Source organism: Enterobacter sp. MGH 33, assembly GCF_000534535.1.
GTDB classification, from domain to species: domain Bacteria; phylum Pseudomonadota; class Gammaproteobacteria; order Enterobacterales; family Enterobacteriaceae; genus Enterobacter; species Enterobacter hormaechei_C.
Window position 1 is genome coordinate 1,654,856 of sequence record NZ_KI973212.1, and the last position, 15,761, is coordinate 1,670,616.

At 56.2% G+C, this 15,761-nt stretch carries 14 protein-coding genes; 3 read left to right on the forward strand and 11 right to left on the reverse strand.

Translation table 11 applies throughout. The annotated features are described in order from the left end of the window. The first annotated feature begins 31 nt into the window (after window positions 1-31). On the forward strand, window positions 32-358 hold the full coding sequence (gene chiQ, locus L379_RS16065; protein WP_032102682.1) for a ChiQ/YbfN family lipoprotein: 327 nt from the start codon (window positions 32-34) through the stop codon (window positions 356-358). A 142-nt stretch (window positions 359-500) separates the two neighbouring features. On the opposite strand, the gene fur is transcribed toward chiQ, so the two are convergent. The 4 genes from fur to ybfF all read right to left on the reverse strand — a co-directional run bounded on the left by fur (window position 501) and on the right by ybfF (window position 3,114). Next, window positions 501-947 (reverse strand): ferric iron uptake transcriptional regulator, encoded by a 447-nt coding sequence (gene fur, locus L379_RS16060; RefSeq protein WP_010428651.1) that lies wholly within the window; start codon window positions 945-947, stop codon window positions 501-503. A 291-nt stretch (window positions 948-1,238) separates the two neighbouring features. Beyond that, entirely contained in the window at window positions 1,239-1,769 is a 531-nt protein-coding gene (gene fldA, locus L379_RS16055; protein WP_003858653.1) for a flavodoxin FldA, read from the reverse strand. A 155-nt stretch (window positions 1,770-1,924) separates the two neighbouring features. Continuing rightward, window positions 1,925-2,212, reverse strand: coding sequence for a LexA regulated protein (ybfE, locus tag L379_RS16050; RefSeq protein ID WP_003858652.1), 288 nt, complete (start codon window positions 2,210-2,212; stop codon window positions 1,925-1,927). Window positions 2,213-2,340: 128 nt separating this feature from the next. Beyond that, complete coding sequence (gene ybfF, locus L379_RS16045; RefSeq protein WP_015571124.1) at window positions 2,341-3,114, reverse strand: esterase; 774 nt, start codon at window positions 3,112-3,114, stop codon at window positions 2,341-2,343. Between the two features lie 183 nt (window positions 3,115-3,297). On the opposite strand from ybfF, the gene seqA reads away from it, so the two are divergent. Together seqA and pgm are read left to right on the forward strand one after the other, a co-directional pair. After that, window positions 3,298-3,843: a replication initiation negative regulator SeqA gene (seqA, locus tag L379_RS16040; protein WP_003858650.1), complete on the forward strand. Its 546-nt coding sequence runs from the start codon at window positions 3,298-3,300 to the stop codon at window positions 3,841-3,843. Between the two features lie 24 nt (window positions 3,844-3,867). Then, window positions 3,868-5,508 (forward strand): phosphoglucomutase (alpha-D-glucose-1,6-bisphosphate-dependent), encoded by a 1,641-nt coding sequence (gene pgm / locus L379_RS16035; protein WP_017384980.1) that lies wholly within the window; start codon window positions 3,868-3,870, stop codon window positions 5,506-5,508. An 89-nt stretch (window positions 5,509-5,597) separates the two neighbouring features. Here the strand turns inward: pgm and potE are convergent, their stop codons facing one another. The 7 genes from potE to kdpB form a co-directional block, all read right to left on the reverse strand. After that, entirely contained in the window at window positions 5,598-6,911 is a 1,314-nt protein-coding gene (potE, locus tag L379_RS16030) for a putrescine-ornithine antiporter (RefSeq protein ID WP_032652978.1), read from the reverse strand. Then, window positions 6,908-9,106 (reverse strand): ornithine decarboxylase SpeF, encoded by a 2,199-nt coding sequence (speF, locus tag L379_RS16025; protein ID WP_015571121.1) that lies wholly within the window; start codon window positions 9,104-9,106, stop codon window positions 6,908-6,910. Before speF ends, potE begins: the two co-directional genes overlap by 4 nt. A gap of 255 nt (window positions 9,107-9,361) precedes the next feature. Then, on the reverse strand, window positions 9,362-9,466 hold the full coding sequence (gene speFL, locus L379_RS25600; RefSeq protein WP_003858645.1) for a leader peptide SpeFL: 105 nt from the start codon (window positions 9,464-9,466) through the stop codon (window positions 9,362-9,364). Window positions 9,467-9,744: 278 nt separating this feature from the next. After that, on the reverse strand, window positions 9,745-10,422 hold the full coding sequence (gene kdpE, locus L379_RS16020; RefSeq protein WP_003858643.1) for a two-component system response regulator KdpE: 678 nt from the start codon (window positions 10,420-10,422) through the stop codon (window positions 9,745-9,747). Then, entirely contained in the window at window positions 10,419-13,106 is a 2,688-nt protein-coding gene (kdpD, locus tag L379_RS16015; RefSeq protein WP_032652980.1) for a two-component system sensor histidine kinase KdpD, read from the reverse strand. The genes kdpE and kdpD overlap by 4 nt, the downstream gene beginning before the upstream one ends. Then, window positions 13,107-13,682, reverse strand: a complete 576-nt coding sequence (kdpC, locus tag L379_RS16010; RefSeq protein WP_032652982.1) for a potassium-transporting ATPase subunit KdpC — start codon at window positions 13,680-13,682, stop codon at window positions 13,107-13,109. It abuts the gene before it with no gap. Window positions 13,683-13,694: 12 nt separating this feature from the next. Then, on the reverse strand, window positions 13,695-15,743 hold the full coding sequence (gene kdpB, locus L379_RS16005) for a potassium-transporting ATPase subunit KdpB (protein WP_032652983.1): 2,049 nt from the start codon (window positions 15,741-15,743) through the stop codon (window positions 13,695-13,697). Window positions 15,744-15,761: the final 18 nt, after the last annotated feature.

Sequence of the window (15,761 nt, forward strand, 5' to 3'; positions counted from 1 at the left end):
CGAAATCCCGCCTGCATGGAGACTGCATATGATGAAAAAAATGGTAATCGTTGCGCTGCTGGCATCGGGGCTGGTGGCGTGTGCGCAGGATCAGGCGCAGAAAGAAGACTCCCGTCTGAAGGAGGCGTATAGCGCCTGCATCAATACAGCACAAGGATCGCCAGAGAAGATTGAAGCCTGCCAGAGCGTGCTGAATGTGCTGAAAAAAGAGAAAGCGCATGAGCAGTTTGCGACGCAGGAAAATGTTCGCGTGATGGATTACCAGGCCTGTATCCAGGCGCGGAAAAGCGGTAACGATCAGGAAGTGGCGAAGCGTTGCGATAAGATCTGGGACGAGATTCGCAATAACAATAAATAAGTTGCTTTATGCCCGGTGGCGCTGCGCTTACCGGGCCTACAACGGTGTCACAGCCCGTAGGCCCGGTAAGCGCAGCGCCACCGGACTTTTTTCAGGCAAAAAAAAGCCAACCTTACGGCTGGCTCAGAGTATGAACACGATATTATTTCGCGTCGTGCGCGTGGTCGTCTTCGCGGCAATCGCCTTCAGCGCAGTGACCGTACAGGTACAGGCTGTGGTTGGTCAGGCGGATGCCATGACGGGCGGCGATTTCACGCTGGCGTGATTCAATGGAATCATCGCTAAATTCAATGACCTTGCCACAGTCGAGGCAGATCAGGTGATCGTGGTGATGCTGCTGAGTCAGCTCGAACACGGATTTACCGCCTTCGAAATTATGACGAGTAACAATGCCCGCGTCATCAAACTGGTTCAGCACACGATAGACGGTTGCCAGCCCAATCTCTTCACCCATATCGATAAGACGCTTATAAAGGTCTTCCGCACTGACATGGTGATTGTCTGGCCCCTGAAGCACTTCAAGGATTTTTAACCGAGGAAGCGTTACTTTCAGGCCAGCTTTCTTTAATGCGGTATTGTTGTCAGTCATGCGGAATCTGTCCTGTTGCTAAACGATTCACTTCAAAAGAAGAAGTGACAGAAAATGCACTTGGGATAATGCGTCTCATTATAGAACTGCCATGGCTAAATGAAAACTGCAAGTCTCAAGCAAAGTATGCTTATAAAAACGTGGTATCACCAACAAACTTGTTCGATGGCACCCACTTTTTACCAGGGGGATATTGTACAGGTCTGGGCGAAAAAGTTAAAAGTTTGTAGCAATTAATTTAATCGGTTTTACCTGGAAAACGGGCGCAACCGGAGTTGCGCCGCAGGGATATCAGGCGTTAAGGATATCGTCCAGGTTCAGCTCTTCACGAACCTGCTTAACCCATTTTTCTACACGCTCAGCGGTCAGCTCTGGCTGACGGTCTTCATCAATGGCCAGGCCAACGAAGTGATCGTCATCTGCCAGACCTTTGGACGCTTCGAAATGGTAACCCGCCGTTGGCCAGTGACCGACGATCGCCGCACCGCGTGGCTCAATGATGTCGCGAATAGTGCCCAGCGCATCACAGAAATACTCAGCATAGTCTTCCTGATCGCCACAGCCAAACAGGGCAACCAGCTTGCCGTTGAAGTCTACTTCTTCCAGCGTCGGGAAGAAATCGTCCCAGTCACACTGTGCTTCACCGTAGTACCAGGTCGGGATGCCCAGCAGCAGGATGTCATAGCCCTCGAGATCTTCTTTGCTGCTCTTGGCGATGTCATGCACATCAGCAACGTCTTTACCGAGCTGTTTTTGAATGTTTTTTGCGATATTTTCAGTATTGCCGGTATCACTGCCAAAGAAAATGCCGATGATTGCCATGAGTAAAATAACCTCTTGAAACTTAATGGTATGGTGGCGCAAATTGTCCACGGATAAGGGCAATAATAGCAGAACAGGCAACCCTGCGGAAACAGCTATCACGCAGGACTGCACTCTGTGCTACATGAAAAAGGTAATATTGGGGATTTTCTGACTCACGCCTTGCCGCGTAACGTCTCAAGCTGGGCGATCAGCATCTCTTCGATCAGTTCGCTGCGGCTGATGTTGCGCGCGTCAGCTAACTCGTTAAGCGCATCGACGGCATCGGCATTCAGCTTCAGTTCGACACGCTTAAGCCCACGATTTTTATCGCGTTTAAGCTGGTTGCGTTTATTGATACGCAGCTGTTCATCGCGCGAAAGCGGATTCGTTTTCGGTCGTCCCGGTCGACGCTCATTCGCGAACAGATCTAGTGTCGTACGGTCCGTTTGTTCTTTGGCCATGATTCTGAGACTTCGGGGGAAACACGCCGCCCTGCTAATGCCCGGGCGATAAGCGCGCCATCATACATCACCCAAATCCACACGCCAACGACTGGAAGCCCGTCGTCTTCCGGTCGCTGGCTTTTTAATCAATTCGCTGTATCAGTAAGATAGCGGCGAATGGCGCGCAGGACGGCATCCGGTTTTTCCGCGTGTACCCAGTGCCCGGCACCCGCAATAACGTGAGCGCGAGCCTGCGGGAATTGCGCCAGCAGCGTGTCACGGTATGCATCAGTGACGTAAGGGGAGTTGCCGCCGCGAATAAAAAGGGTAGGGTGCGGCCAGGCGGGGACGGTTTCCCAGCCCACAATATGCGAATACTGATCCCACAATACCGGGACGTTAAAGCGCCATTGTCCGTCAACAAACGATTTCAGCAGGAACTGGACCACGCCTTCCTCATCAAGATGCTCACGCATAACGGCAGCCGCCTGCTGGCGGGTTGCGACACCCGCTTCGGTGACCGCATTGATGGCGGCAAAAATCTCATCGTGACGGCGAACGTCGTAATTGACGGGCGCAACGTCGATGACCACCAGCCCGGAAATTCGCTCAGGGGCCAGCGCAGTGAGCGCCATCACCGCTTTGCCGCCCATTGAATGCCCGATAAGCGTCGCTTTCTGGATATTATTCGCATCGAGGGTGTCCCGCAGATCCTGCGCCATGGCTGCGTAGGTCATCTCCTCCGAGCGCCCAGAAAGACCGTGATTGCGCATATCAACCTGGAGGATCGCGTGATCGGCCACTAAATCGCGCGCAAGCACACCCAGATTATCCAGGCTACCAAACAGGCCGTGAACCAGTACGATGGGAGAATTATTGTTCGGCGATTGTGCAGTTTGCGCTCGGGTATTCAATTTCATGGCAAAGTTCTTTTTTTAGGTTTGTCAGGTTAGGGTATCATGTTGACCATTCTGCCGCCCGGGGGCAAGGATCCAGTTTAATCTGACTTTTGCCGCCAACCTGGTTTGACGCTATCCGCTGTTGGGATTTGACCTTATAATCTCAACGACTTGTATTCAGATAAGATATCGCACTGGATTAAGATGAAAACAATCGAAGTTGATGACGAACTCTATCAGTATATTGCCAGCCAGACGCGGCATATTGGGGAGAGCGCGTCCGACATTTTACGGCGCATGCTCAAAATTTCCGCCGCCTCACAGCCCACTCCTGTCACTAAAGATGTCGTGTCTCAGCCGAGCGTTGTTGCACAAGTAAAACCTGCCGTCATGCCGGCAAAAGACAAAGTGCGAGCGATGCGCGAGCTGCTGCTGTCCGATGAATATGCCGAGCAGAAAAAGGCGGTTAACCGCTTTATGCTGGTGCTGTCTACACTTTACTCACTGGATAACAACGCATTTGCAGAAGCGACAGAGTCGCTGCACGGTCGCACGCGCGTTTACTTCGCAGGCGACGAGCAGACCCTGCTGCAAAATGGCAACCAAACCAAACCCAAACACGTTCCCGGTACACCATACTGGGTGATCACCAACACCAATACGGGCCGTAAGTGCAGCATGATCGAACATATCATGCAGTCCATGCAGTTCCCGGCGGAATTGATCGAAAAGGTTTGCGGTACAATTTAACCCTTGCATCAGAAGGACCAGGCAATGGCAAATCACAGCCGTGCAGGACAACCTGCACAACAACGCGATTTGATTAACGTCGCTCAACTGACCGCGCAGTACTACGTGCTGAAGCCGGTGGTGGGCAACGCAGAACACGCAGTGAAGTTTGGTACATCTGGCCACCGCGGTAGTGCGGCGCGCCACAGCTTTAACGAACCGCACATTCTGGCCATTGCTCAGGCCATCGCGGAAGAGCGCGCCAAAAATGGCGTCACCGGTCCGTGCTATGTAGGGAAAGATACCCACGCCCTGTCTGAACCTGCTTTTATCTCCGTGCTGGAAGTGCTGGCGGCGAACGGCGTAGACGTGATTGTTCAGGAGAACAACGGTTTTACGCCAACGCCAGCGGTTTCTAACGCTATTCTGGTACACAACAAAAAAGGTGGCGCGCAGGCTGACGGCATTGTGATCACCCCGTCCCACAACCCACCGGAAGATGGCGGCATCAAGTACAACCCACCTAACGGTGGCCCGGCGGATACCAACGTCACGAAAGTGGTGGAAGATCGTGCCAACGCGTTACTGGCTAACGGTCTGAACGGTGTGAAACGCATCTCGCTGGATGAAGCCATGGCCTCCGGCCACGTGAAAGAGCAGGATCTGGTGCAGCCGTTCGTGGAAGGGCTGGCGGATATCGTCGATATGGCCGCTATCCAGAAAGCCGGTCTGAAGCTGGGCGTGGATCCACTGGGCGGCTCCGGTATTGAATACTGGAAACGCATTGCCGAGCACTACAAGCTGGATCTGACCATCGTGAACGATCACGTCGATCAGACCTTCCGCTTTATGCACCTGGACAAAGACGGCGCGATCCGTATGGACTGCTCCTCCGAATGCGCAATGGCTGGCCTGCTGGCGCTGCGCGACAAGTTCGATCTGGCGTTTGCCAACGACCCGGACTACGACCGCCACGGTATCGTCACCCCGGCAGGGCTGATGAACCCGAACCACTACCTGGCTGTTGCAATCAATTATCTCTTCCAGCACCGTCCGCAGTGGGGCAAAGAGGTCGCGGTGGGTAAAACGCTGGTCTCTTCCGCTATGATTGACCGTGTGGTCGACGCGCTGGGTCGCAAGCTGGTGGAAGTGCCGGTGGGCTTTAAGTGGTTTGTTGATGGTCTGCACGACGGCAGCTTCGGCTTTGGCGGTGAAGAGAGCGCGGGGGCATCCTTCCTGCGCTTCGACGGCACCCCATGGTCAACCGATAAAGACGGCATCATCATGTGCCTGCTGGCGGCGGAAATCACCGCGGTCACCGGTAAGAACCCGCAGGAACATTACAACGAGCTGGCGGAACGTTTTGGTGCGCCAAGCTATAACCGTATTCAGGCTAGCGCCACGTCTGCGCAAAAAGCAGCTCTGTCAAAACTCTCTCCGGAGATGGTCAGTGCCAGTACCCTGGCAGGTGACCCGATCACCGCGCGTCTGACGGCGGCGCCGGGTAACGGCGCATCCATCGGCGGCCTGAAAGTGATGACCGAAAACGGCTGGTTCGCCGCGCGTCCATCCGGTACGGAAGATGCGTACAAAATCTATTGCGAAAGTTTCCTCGGCGCTGAGCACCGTCAGCAGATTGAGAAAGAAGCGGTAGAGATTGTCAGCGAAGTGCTGAAAAACGCGTAAGTGCGGTTTGTGTGCCGGGCGGCACTGCGTTTGCCCGGCCTACAACAGCGATCGTAGGCCCGGTAAGCGTTAGCGCCACCGGGCTTTTTTTAGCTATGTTTGTTCTTCAATTCAAATCTCGGCGACACCAGACCGTACAGCGTCCAGCCCATGAATGTCACCATCGCCCCATACAGCATCGCCTCCTGACCGGACGAGTAGAGCGCATAGAAGCTGTAAATCGCCCCAATCAGCGCCACGATATTGGCCGCCCGGGCTTTGCGCGGATCCACCTTCGCCACCTTCTGAATAATCACCAGCGCCGCCATCGACAGAATGTACGGAATGATGTTCGTCACCACCGCCAGGTTGACCAGCACGTTAAACTGGCTGTTCAGCGACGGGCTAATGGTCATCAGCGACAATCCGCTCTGGAAGATGACAATCGCCAGCATACCCTGCACCGGTGCATCCGCTTTGGTGACGCGGGAGAAGATTTTCGGGAAATAACCTTCGTCAGCGGAAGATTTGAATACCTGGGCGATGGTGAACTGCCAGCCCAGCAGCGAGCCGCAGCAGGACATCACCATCAGTCCCATGATCACTTTCCCTACCTCCGGCGTAAACATCTGCGCAAACGCCAGTCCGAACGGCGCCGTGGAGTTAGCCAGATCCATGTTGGGCACAATTCCCGCAATCACGTTGGTTGAGACGATATAGATCACCGCCGCCCCCAGCGTCCCGCCGAGTACCGCGATCGGCACATTTTTCTCCGGGTTTTCCACCACTTCCGCATTCGCACAGGCCGACTCCAGCCCGAGGAAGGCCCACAGCGTCATGGCGATGGACGATCCCACGGCGGTGAAGAACGGTACGTGATGCGGATTCCAGGAATTGGCGTACAGCGACGGGCTGAACCAGAACCAGCCGATGATGCACAGGCCGACAACCGGGATGATGACGCCCCAGACGGTGATGCTGCTGAGCTGTCCGGTGATGCGCGCGCCGCCAAAGTTAGCGACGGTGCAGATCCAGAGCACGCCGATGGTCGCCAGCCCAATTTGCACCGGGGTCAGCGTCGCGCCAAACAGCTCTGTGCCGTAACCGACAGCGGAAATGGCAATCGCCACATTGGCGATCAGCAGCGACACGCCATAGGTATAGTTCGCCATAAAGTTACCGGACTTACCAAACGCATATTCGGCATAGCCACCCATCCCGCCGGACTTGCGGCTAAACATGCCGCACTTGGCAAACGCCCACGCCAGCGCCATCGAACCCACGGCGGTAACAAGCCAGGAGATAATCGAAATCGTCCCCACTTCAGCGAGCTTGGTGGGGAGCATGATGATCCCCGAACCCATCATATTCACCATGGTGAGAATAGTGAGTTGCACCACGCCCATCTTGTTGGCCTTACTCATAATTTTTCTCCTTTCAGCAGCGATGGCTGAGCGGCAGGTTGTTTGATGACGTAGCAGCGCACCTGTTTGCGACCGTCACACTCCTCGACGTAAACCCCCTGTAACTCCGGCGCAAAACCCGGCAGCAGATTGATCCCGTCTTCCAGCGCGGCGAAATAGCGCAGCACGGAACCGCCCCAGACTTCTCCCGGCACCACGCACAACACCCCCGGTGGGTAAGGCAGCGCGCCTTCCGCGGCGATACGTCCTTCCGCGTCGCGCAGGGACACCAGCTCGACCTCACCGCGCAGATAGGCATAGTTCGCCTCCTGCGGGTTCATCATGACGCGTGGGAAGTGAGACTTGCGGAACATCTCTTTTTGCAGTTGCTTCACGTTATGGCGGGCGTAGAGGTCATGCATCTCCTGACAAATCTGACGCAGGGTATAATCCGCATAACGTTCCGGATGTTGCTTATAAAGAGAGGGCAGAACCTCTTTCAGCGGCACATCGCTCTGGAGCAGTTTTTCGAAGCGCACCAGCTGGGCGACGAGCTGCTGCAATTTGCCCATGTCCTCCGCCGGGGTGAGCAGGAACAGAATGGAATTGAGGTCGCATTTTTCCGGCACGATACCGTTTTCACGCAGGAAGTTGGCGAGGATGGTGGCGGGCACGCCGAAATCATCGTACTCACCGGTGCGGGCGTTGATGCCCGGCGTAGTCAGCAGCAGTTTGCAGGGATCGATAAAATACTGATGCTCGGCATATCCCTCAAAGGCGTGCCAGCGTTCGCCCGGAACGAAATGGAAGAAGCGCAGATCGGTAGCAATCTCTGCCGTATCCCAGCTTTCCCATGGACGGCCATCCACCGTCTCCGGCACGAACGGACGAATAAACTGACAGTTCTGAAGGATCAGTTTCCGCGCTTCAATACCCGTCACCACGCAGTCCATCCACATGTTGCGCCCACTTTGCCCCTCGTGCATGCGGGCGTTGATATCCAGGGCGGCAAACAGCGGATAAAACGGGCTGGTGGAGGCGTGCATCATAAAGGCGTTGTTGAGGCGTTTATGCGGGACATAGCGCGGCTGGCCTTTTATGTGGCTGTCCTTCTTATGGATTTGCGAGGTTTGCGAGAAGCCCGCCTGCTGCTTATGCACCGACTGGGTCACCAGAATGCCCGGATCGTTTTCGTTCAGCTCCAGCAGCAGCGGCGAGCAGTCGGCCATCATCGGGATAAACTGCTCGTAACCCACCCAGGCGGAGTCAAACAGAATGTAATCGCACAGGTGACCAATCTTATCCACCACCTGACGGGCGTTATAAATGGTACCGTCGTAGGTGCCCAGCTGGATCACCGCCAGACGGAACGGACGTTCATCCCGCGCACGGCCAGGCGCGACCTCTGACACCAGCTCCCGCAGGTAGCTCTCGTCGAAACAGTGTGCGTCGATACCGCCGATAAATCCGTACGGGTTGCGCGCCGTTTCCAGATACACCGGCGTCGCGCCCGCCTGTAACAGCGCCCCGTGGTGATTAGATTTATGGTTATTGCGATCGAACAGCACCAGATCGCCTGGCGTGAGCAGGGCATTGAGCACCACCTTGTTGGAAGAGGAGGTGCCGTTCAGCACGAAGTAGGTTTTATCCGCATTAAAGACTTTTGCCGCATGCTGCTGGGCGATGCATGGCGCGCCTTCGTGGATCAGCAGATCGCCCATTGCCACGTCGGCATTGCACAGATCGGCGCGGAAAAGCGTTTCGCCAAAGAAATCGACAAACTGGTTTCCGGCCGGATGGCGGCGGAAGAACTGGCCTCCCTGATGTCCGGGGCAGTCAAACGCGCTGTTCCCCTGCTGGACGTAATCGACCAGCGCGCGGAAGAACGGCGGGCGGAGCTGGGTTTCGTACTTCTGCGCAGCCGCTTCAAGCTGGCGTCCGTAGTACGCATTGCTGGTGTCGGAGTACTCAAAAACGCCGTGAATACGCGACAGAAATTCAGCCGGAACCCTTTCTTCTTTATGCGTGGCAATAAACACCGGGATGCCGAATCCCGTGGCTTCTATTTCTTCTATGGCGCCATTGAAAATATCGCTGACGGCCAGAACCACGGCTGCCACATCAATATAATCTGATGCGGTGATATCCACGATGTCGCGCGAAGTGGTAAAGCATTCAGGGCAGGCACGGCTGACGGCAATTTTTAACGTTTTCATCTTTATCTCTTTATTTCAGGCAATATGGGGCCCTCGACTTCTTGCGGTAAAGAAATCGATTATTTCCGGAAAAAAAAGCAAAGCGTGTCCGCTGATACGAAATCAGTTAATTGCTTTTTTGCTGAGTAGAATTCAGTCCGCCCGGTTGCGGAGAATCTGAATCACAAGGAATGAGCGCAGGTGTTCACAGGCAACAGCCTGTAAAATAGCGTTTTTCAGGATAACCTGTAAGCAGATGCGCCAGAAGTCGAAGGACTACCGGGCGTTAAAGAGATGAAAGTCAAAACAGTTACGGTGGGCAAACATCATGATATGTGTTGTCCGCCTTATATGGGGCATTAAACGATTATTGTTTTCCATGTTCAGTTTCCTTTCAGTAATTGAAAGCATGGTCATTTTATCCAGGAAAAAGGGATTAACTGTGAAACAGATCACCAATAACCGATCATTTCAGAAATAATTAGTCGTTTTGAGTGAATAACGCAGATCAAAATGCTGTTTTGTTGGTATGGTGTTAAATTGATGTTTTATTTGTGTTTAAGGTAGGCGAATATAGCCATGAAAATACTCTCATCGTTATTTTCATGGCTATATTCAGGCTGGTATGTTATTTATTTAAAATTAAAGTGAATACTTATTCAGATCATAAACCGATATCCGATACCGGTTTCTGTTAATAAATGACGAGGACGCGCAGGATCGGCTTCAAGTTTCTGGCGAAGGTGTCCCATATAAATGCGCAAATAGTGACTATGTTCGACAGCATTCGGTCCCCAGACCTGGCTTAACAGCTGCCGCTGCGTTAACACTTTTCCGTGGTTATTGAGCAGCACGGCCAGCAGACGAAATTCGATAGGCGTAAGGTGGATCTCTTCTTCCCCCCGCACGATACGGCGGGCAGCAAGATCGACGCGGATATCGCCAAAGGCGTACACCGGATCGGAAGGGGACGTGGCACTGTGTCGACGCAGCGCCACACGAAGCCGGGCCTGTAACTCGCCAATGCCAAACGGTTTGATCAGATAATCATCCGCTCCGGCATCCAGCGCGGCGATTTTATCCGTCTCTTCGGTGCGGGCAGAGAGCACCAGAATGGGCATCTGGCTCCACTGACGCACCTCACGAATAAAATCGATGCCGTCGCCATCCGGAAGTCCCAGATCCAGGATCACCAGATCTGGCTTGCGGGTGGCGGCTTCAATTAACCCCCGTTGAAGCGTACCGGCTTCATGCACGCGCAAGCCGTCGCCTTCCAGCGCGGTACGCAGAAATCGGCTGATAGCGAGCTCATCTTCAACAATCAGAACGTTAATCACAAATCCTCTGGTAATTCATCAAGTTCTGGTGGGGTTTCAAGAGGAAGTGTAACACAAAAGCGTGCCCCACCTTCCGGGCGGTTCTCTGCGGAAATGGTGCCACCATGCACGTCGACAATCGCCTGGCAGATCGCCAGACCCAGCCCAACGCCCGGAATGGCGGATTCCTTATTACCGCGCGCAAATTTTTCGAATATGGCGCGCTCCTGACCGGCCGGAATACCCGGCCCGTTATCCCAGACGTCGAGCCGCAGCACACGTTTATCCACCCTGGCAGCAATCCCCAGCCGGGCCTTTGTCCCGGCGTATTTAGCCGCGTTTTCCAGCAGATTAATCAGCACGCGCTCAAACAGCGGGCCATCCACATGGATTAACGTCAGGGGTTCCGGCATGTCCAGCTCAATATGGCGCCCGCCGAGACCCGGCTCCAGCATCTTCAGCGCACTGCCGACAACCTCCTCAAGGGTGAGCCACTCTTTTTTGAGGTTAAACCCGCCGGACTGAATGCGCGCCATGTCCAGCAGGTTGTTCACCAGGCGCGTGGTATTCAGCACGTGCTGGCGAATTTCGCTGGCCTGCATCGCGTGCTTTGATCCTTCCGCCGCCAGATCCAGCGTCAGAATTTCGGACTGGCCAAACAGCACGGTAAGCGGGGTGCGCAAATCGTGAGACAGCGCTGCCAGCAGCGAATTGCGAATACTTTCGCGCTCGCTTGCCAGCCGCGCCTGCTCTTCGCTGGCGGTGAGCGCCAGCCGTTCAAGGGCGCTGGCGACCAGCAGGGTGAAGGTTTCCAGCAGGCGCTGCTGCTCTGGGATCATCAGCTGACGCAGGTTAGACGGCTCGACGATGACCAGCCCGTGATTTTTATCCGCGCTGCGCAGCGGCAGGATCTGGTAAGGCACGCCGGGCAGAGTGTCGGTGCCGGCGCCGGCAGGTAACCCCTTATCGAAACTCCAGCGGGCAATCGCTTCATCCCAGGGCGTCATCCCCGAAGGGGAGGTCAGCGGGCGAAGGCGCCCCTGTTCGTCGGGGAGCAAAATCAGGTTACTGGCATGAAAGGTCGAACGGATAAACTGCTCGCTGGTCTGCACGATATCCCGCTGCGTGCGGCCAACCGCCAGCGATTTTGACATTTCATACAGATGGCGCGTGCGCTGCTCGCGATAGCGGGCAATGCGTGCCTGGTAGCGTACGCCTGCCGTCAGATTCCCGATCACCAGCCCGACGGTAAGCATCACGGCAAAGGTCAGAATGTACTGCACGTCCGAGACAGCAAGCGTCCCGCGCGGAGCGATAAAAAAAAGGTCGAAGCTGATGACGTTGATCACCGTTGCCAGCACCGACGGCCAGCGGCCATAAAAGAGCGCGACCACAACGACGCCGAGCAGATAAATCATGACCAGATTGGCGGCGTCGAAGGCGATGAGCCACTGGCTGGCAATCACCGTAATCAGGGCGCAAAGGACCACGGCCACCAGGCAACCCCGGATCTGAATGCGCCATTTATCGCCAAAGGTGCGAGCATCCGGCGTACGGTTGGGCAGAGGGGCGGGCTTGTCATCCAGCGCGACGATGACTAAATCAAGATCCGGCGCGCGGCGGGCCAGCCTGTCGGCAAAAGATTCGCGGCTAAACCAACGGCGATGCTGTCGACGACCAATGACAATCTTGCCCAGGTTGTGCTCGCGCGCGTAGCGCAGAATGGCTTTATCTTCCTGCGGTTCGGAAAGGGTGGCGGTTTCGGCACCCAGCTCCTGCGCCAGCCGCAGCGCGCTCAAAATGGCGCGACGCTGATTTTCTGGCAGACCATGCAGCTGCGGCGTTTCGACGTAGACCGCGTGCCAGACGCTGCCAAATTTCGCTGCCAGCCGGGCGGCGGTGCGAACCAGTTTTTCGTTGCCGCTGCCGTGACCAATGCATAACAGAATGGCGTCCCGCGTGTGCCAGACGCGCTCTTGTCCCTGTAGGTCTCGCCAGGCGCGCATCTGGTCATCAACGCGATCGGCGGTGCGGCGCAGGGCCAGCTCGCGCAGGGCAATCAGGTTTCCTTTGCGGAAAAAATGTTCGATGGCGCGTTCGGCCTGGCCGGCAATATACACTTTGCCTTCGTGCAGGCGCTGGCGCAGATCGTCCGGTGGCAGGTCAACCAGTACGACTTCATCGGCAGAATCAAAAAACGGATCGGGGACGGTTTCCCGCACCTGGATACCGGTTACGCCGCTCACTACGTCGTTCAGGCTTTCCAGATGCTGAACATTCACCGTGGTGAAGACGTCAATGCCTGCCTCAAGCAGCTCCTCAACATCCTGCCAGCGCTTCGGATGGCGGGAGCCTGGCGCATTGCTGTGCGCCAGTTCGTCCATCAGGATCAGGGCAGGGCGGCGGGCGAGGGCGGCATCAAGATCAAACTCCGTGACCAGCCGCCCGCGATGGCTGATACGCTGGGGCGGCTGCGTCGCCAGCCCCGTCAGCAGCGCAGCCGTCTCTTTGCGGCCGTGGGTTTCCACCACGCCGATGAGAATGTCAAGCCCCTGCGCCCGAAGCCGCTGGGCTTCCGTCAGCATGGCGAAGGTTTTCCCGACGCCCGCGCAGGCGCCGAAGAAAATTTTCAGCTTGCCGCGGTGGGCTTCAGCCGTCTGTTCAAGCAGCTTGTCCGGATCCGGGCGCATGGGCTCGTCGGTCATTTAGTTCTTCCTTAGCGCGTCCAGCGCCAGATTCAGCTCAACAATGTTCACTATCGGCATGCCGATGAAGCTGACCAGCGGCTTTTGCGTATGTTCTGCGACCAGCTGGCTCACCTGCTCGACGGTCAGCTGACGGGCGGCTGCCACGCGTGGGATCTGCCACACCACCGCATCCGGCGTCAGGCTGTAATCCAGCCCGCTCGCGGAAGCGGTGATCAGCTCAACCGGCACCTCACGGCTGGCCTGCGGATTCGCGGCGCGCAGGGCGGCAACGCGTTCAGCAACGGCTTTGTCCAGGTCAGGATTACTGCCAGCCAGATTGCTGCCGCCGGAGGCCATTGGATTATACGGGCTTTCCGCAGTGGCGGAAGGGCGTCCCTGGAAGTAGCGCGGGTCCGTAAAGTTCTGCCCAATCAGACGCGAGCCGCGGTTTTCACCGTTCTGGATAATCAGCGAGCCGTTGGCCTGATCTTTAAACCACCACTGGCCCAGCGCGGTAGTCATCAGCGGGTAAAGCCCGCCGGTAATCAGAGACAGCAGAATAAACAACAGTATAGCGGGACGTAACATCGTCATTGGATCCACCTTTTAAACCAGCCCGAACAGCGTTAACAGCATGTCGATAACCTTGATCCCAATAAAGGGCACCACTAGCCCACCCAGACCGTAAATCCACAGGTTACGGCGCAGCATGGCGGCGGCCGTCAGCGGCTTATAGCTCACCCCTTTTAGCGCCAGCGGAATAAGAAAGACAATAATCAGCGCGTTGAAGATCACCGCGCTCAAAATGGCCGAGGCCGGAGAGTGCAGGTGCATCACGTTCAGGGCATTCAGCTGCGGGTAGGTTGCCGCAAAAGCCGCCGGAATGATGGCGAAATACTTCGCCACGTCGTTGGCGATACTGAACGTGGTCAGCGAGCCGCGCGTCATCAGCATCTGCTTCCCGATATGTACCACTTCGATCAGCTTGGTCGGGTTCGAGTCGAGATCCACCATGTTGCCCGCCTCTTTTGCCGCCTGGGTACCGGAGTTCATCGCCACCGCCACGTCGGCCTGCGCCAGCGCTGGGGCGTCGTTGGTGCCGTCGCCGGTCATCGCCACCAGACGGCCTTCCGCCTGATACTGGCGAATGAGTGCCAGCTTCGCTTCCGGCGTCGCTTCGGAAAGGAAATCATCCACGCCCGCTTCGGCGGCAATGGCCGCCGCAGTCAGACGGTTATCCCCGGTGATCATCACTGTTTTAATGCCCATCTTACGCATCTGGGCGAAACGCTCTTTAATACCGCCTTTAACGATATCCTTCAGGGCGATAACCCCCAGAACGCTTGCACCTTCCGCCACCACCAGCGGGGTTGCTCCCTGACGCGCCACGCTTTCCACCAGGTTGTCGACTTCCGGGGGGAAGTGTCCATTATTGGCTTCAATATGACGGCGAATGGCATCAACGGACCCTTTACGGATCATCCGGTCCTGAATGTTAATTCCGCTCATTCGGGTTTGCGCTGTGAAGGGCACGAACGTGGCGTGCAGGCTCTGAACGTCGCGCTGGCGCAGGTTAAAGCGCTGCTTGGCGAGGATCACGATACTGCGGCCTTCCGGCGTTTCATCGGCCAGCGAGGAAAGCTGCGCCGCGTCAGCCAGCGTTTTTTCATCCACGCCGGGAGCAGGTAGAAAGTCAGAGGCCTGACGATTGCCCAGGGTGATGGTCCCGGTTTTATCCAGCAGCAGCACGTCTACGTCACCCGCCGCTTCAACGGCGCGTCCGCTGGTGGCGATGACGTTCGCGCCCAGCATCCGGCTCATCCCCGCCACGCCAATCGCGGAAAGCAGGCCGCCGATAGTGGTGGGGATCAGACAGACGAGCAGGGCGATCAGTACGGTGATGCTAACCGCTGTACCGCCGTAGGCGGAGAAAGGCCACAGGGTCGCCGTTGCCAGCAGGAAAACAATGGTGAGCGCCACCAGCAGAATGGTCAGGGCGATCTCGTTCGGCGTTTTACGACGCTGTGCGCCTTCCACCATGGCGATCATCCGGTCGAGAAAGGTTTCGCCCGGGTTAACGCTGCACTGGATCACCAGCCAGTCGGAAAGAATGCGCGTTCCGCCGGTAACTGAGGCGAAATCTCCGCCCGACTCACGGATCACCGGTGCGGATTCCCCGGTAATGGCGCTTTCGTCTACCGACGCGCCGCCCTCAATAACCTCACCGTCGCAGGGGATGATGTCGCCAGCTTCCACCAGCACCACGTCACCTTTGCGCAGTTCATCCGCCGGAACGTGGTCCATCTGCGCGCCGTATTTAGGTTCGCGTAATTTACGCGCAAAGGCGGTCTTTTTTACCCCTTTCAGGCTGTTGGCCTGTGCCTTACTGCGGCCTTCCGCTAACGCTTCGGCGAAGTTGGCGAACAGCACGGTAAACCACAGCCACAGGCTGATGGCGGCGGTAAAGGTTGCATTCCCTGAAAGGTGTCCCGTTCCCATGGCAATCGCCAGTGCGGTGGTGAGTAAACTTCCAGTCCAGACAATAAACATCACCGGGTTGTGCCACTGCACGCGCGGGCTCAGTTTTTTTACCGCATCCATGAGGGCCTGACGAACTAACGTCGGTTCGAGCAGGGCCAGTTGTTTACGACTCATGACAAATTCTCCGCAAAA

What these genes read in the sequence shown, in the direction of transcription:
- chiQ (WP_032102682.1), top strand. Translation starts at nt 32, where the DNA reads ATGAAAAAAATGGTAATCGTTGCGCTGCTGGCATCGGGGCTGGTGGCG.
- fur (WP_010428651.1), bottom strand. Translation starts at nt 947, where the DNA reads ATGACTGACAACAATACCGCATTAAAGAAAGCTGGCCTGAAAGTAACG.
- fldA (WP_003858653.1), bottom strand. Translation starts at nt 1,769, where the DNA reads ATGGCAATCATCGGCATTTTCTTTGGCAGTGATACCGGCAATACTGAA.
- ybfE (WP_003858652.1), bottom strand. Translation starts at nt 2,212, where the DNA reads ATGGCCAAAGAACAAACGGACCGTACGACACTAGATCTGTTCGCGAAT.
- ybfF (WP_015571124.1), bottom strand. Translation starts at nt 3,114, where the DNA reads ATGAAATTGAATACCCGAGCGCAAACTGCACAATCGCCGAACAATAAT.
- seqA (WP_003858650.1), top strand. Translation starts at nt 3,298, where the DNA reads ATGAAAACAATCGAAGTTGATGACGAACTCTATCAGTATATTGCCAGC.
- pgm (WP_017384980.1), top strand. Translation starts at nt 3,868, where the DNA reads ATGGCAAATCACAGCCGTGCAGGACAACCTGCACAACAACGCGATTTG.
- potE (WP_032652978.1), bottom strand. Translation starts at nt 6,911, where the DNA reads ATGAGTAAGGCCAACAAGATGGGCGTGGTGCAACTCACTATTCTCACC.
- speF (WP_015571121.1), bottom strand. Translation starts at nt 9,106, where the DNA reads ATGAAAACGTTAAAAATTGCCGTCAGCCGTGCCTGCCCTGAATGCTTT.
- speFL (WP_003858645.1), bottom strand. Translation starts at nt 9,466, where the DNA reads ATGGAAAACAATAATCGTTTAATGCCCCATATAAGGCGGACAACACAT.
- kdpD (WP_032652980.1), bottom strand. Translation starts at nt 13,106, where the DNA reads ATGACCGACGAGCCCATGCGCCCGGATCCGGACAAGCTGCTTGAACAG.
- kdpC (WP_032652982.1), bottom strand. Translation starts at nt 13,682, where the DNA reads ATGACGATGTTACGTCCCGCTATACTGTTGTTTATTCTGCTGTCTCTG.
- kdpB (WP_032652983.1), bottom strand. Translation starts at nt 15,743, where the DNA reads ATGAGTCGTAAACAACTGGCCCTGCTCGAACCGACGTTAGTTCGTCAG.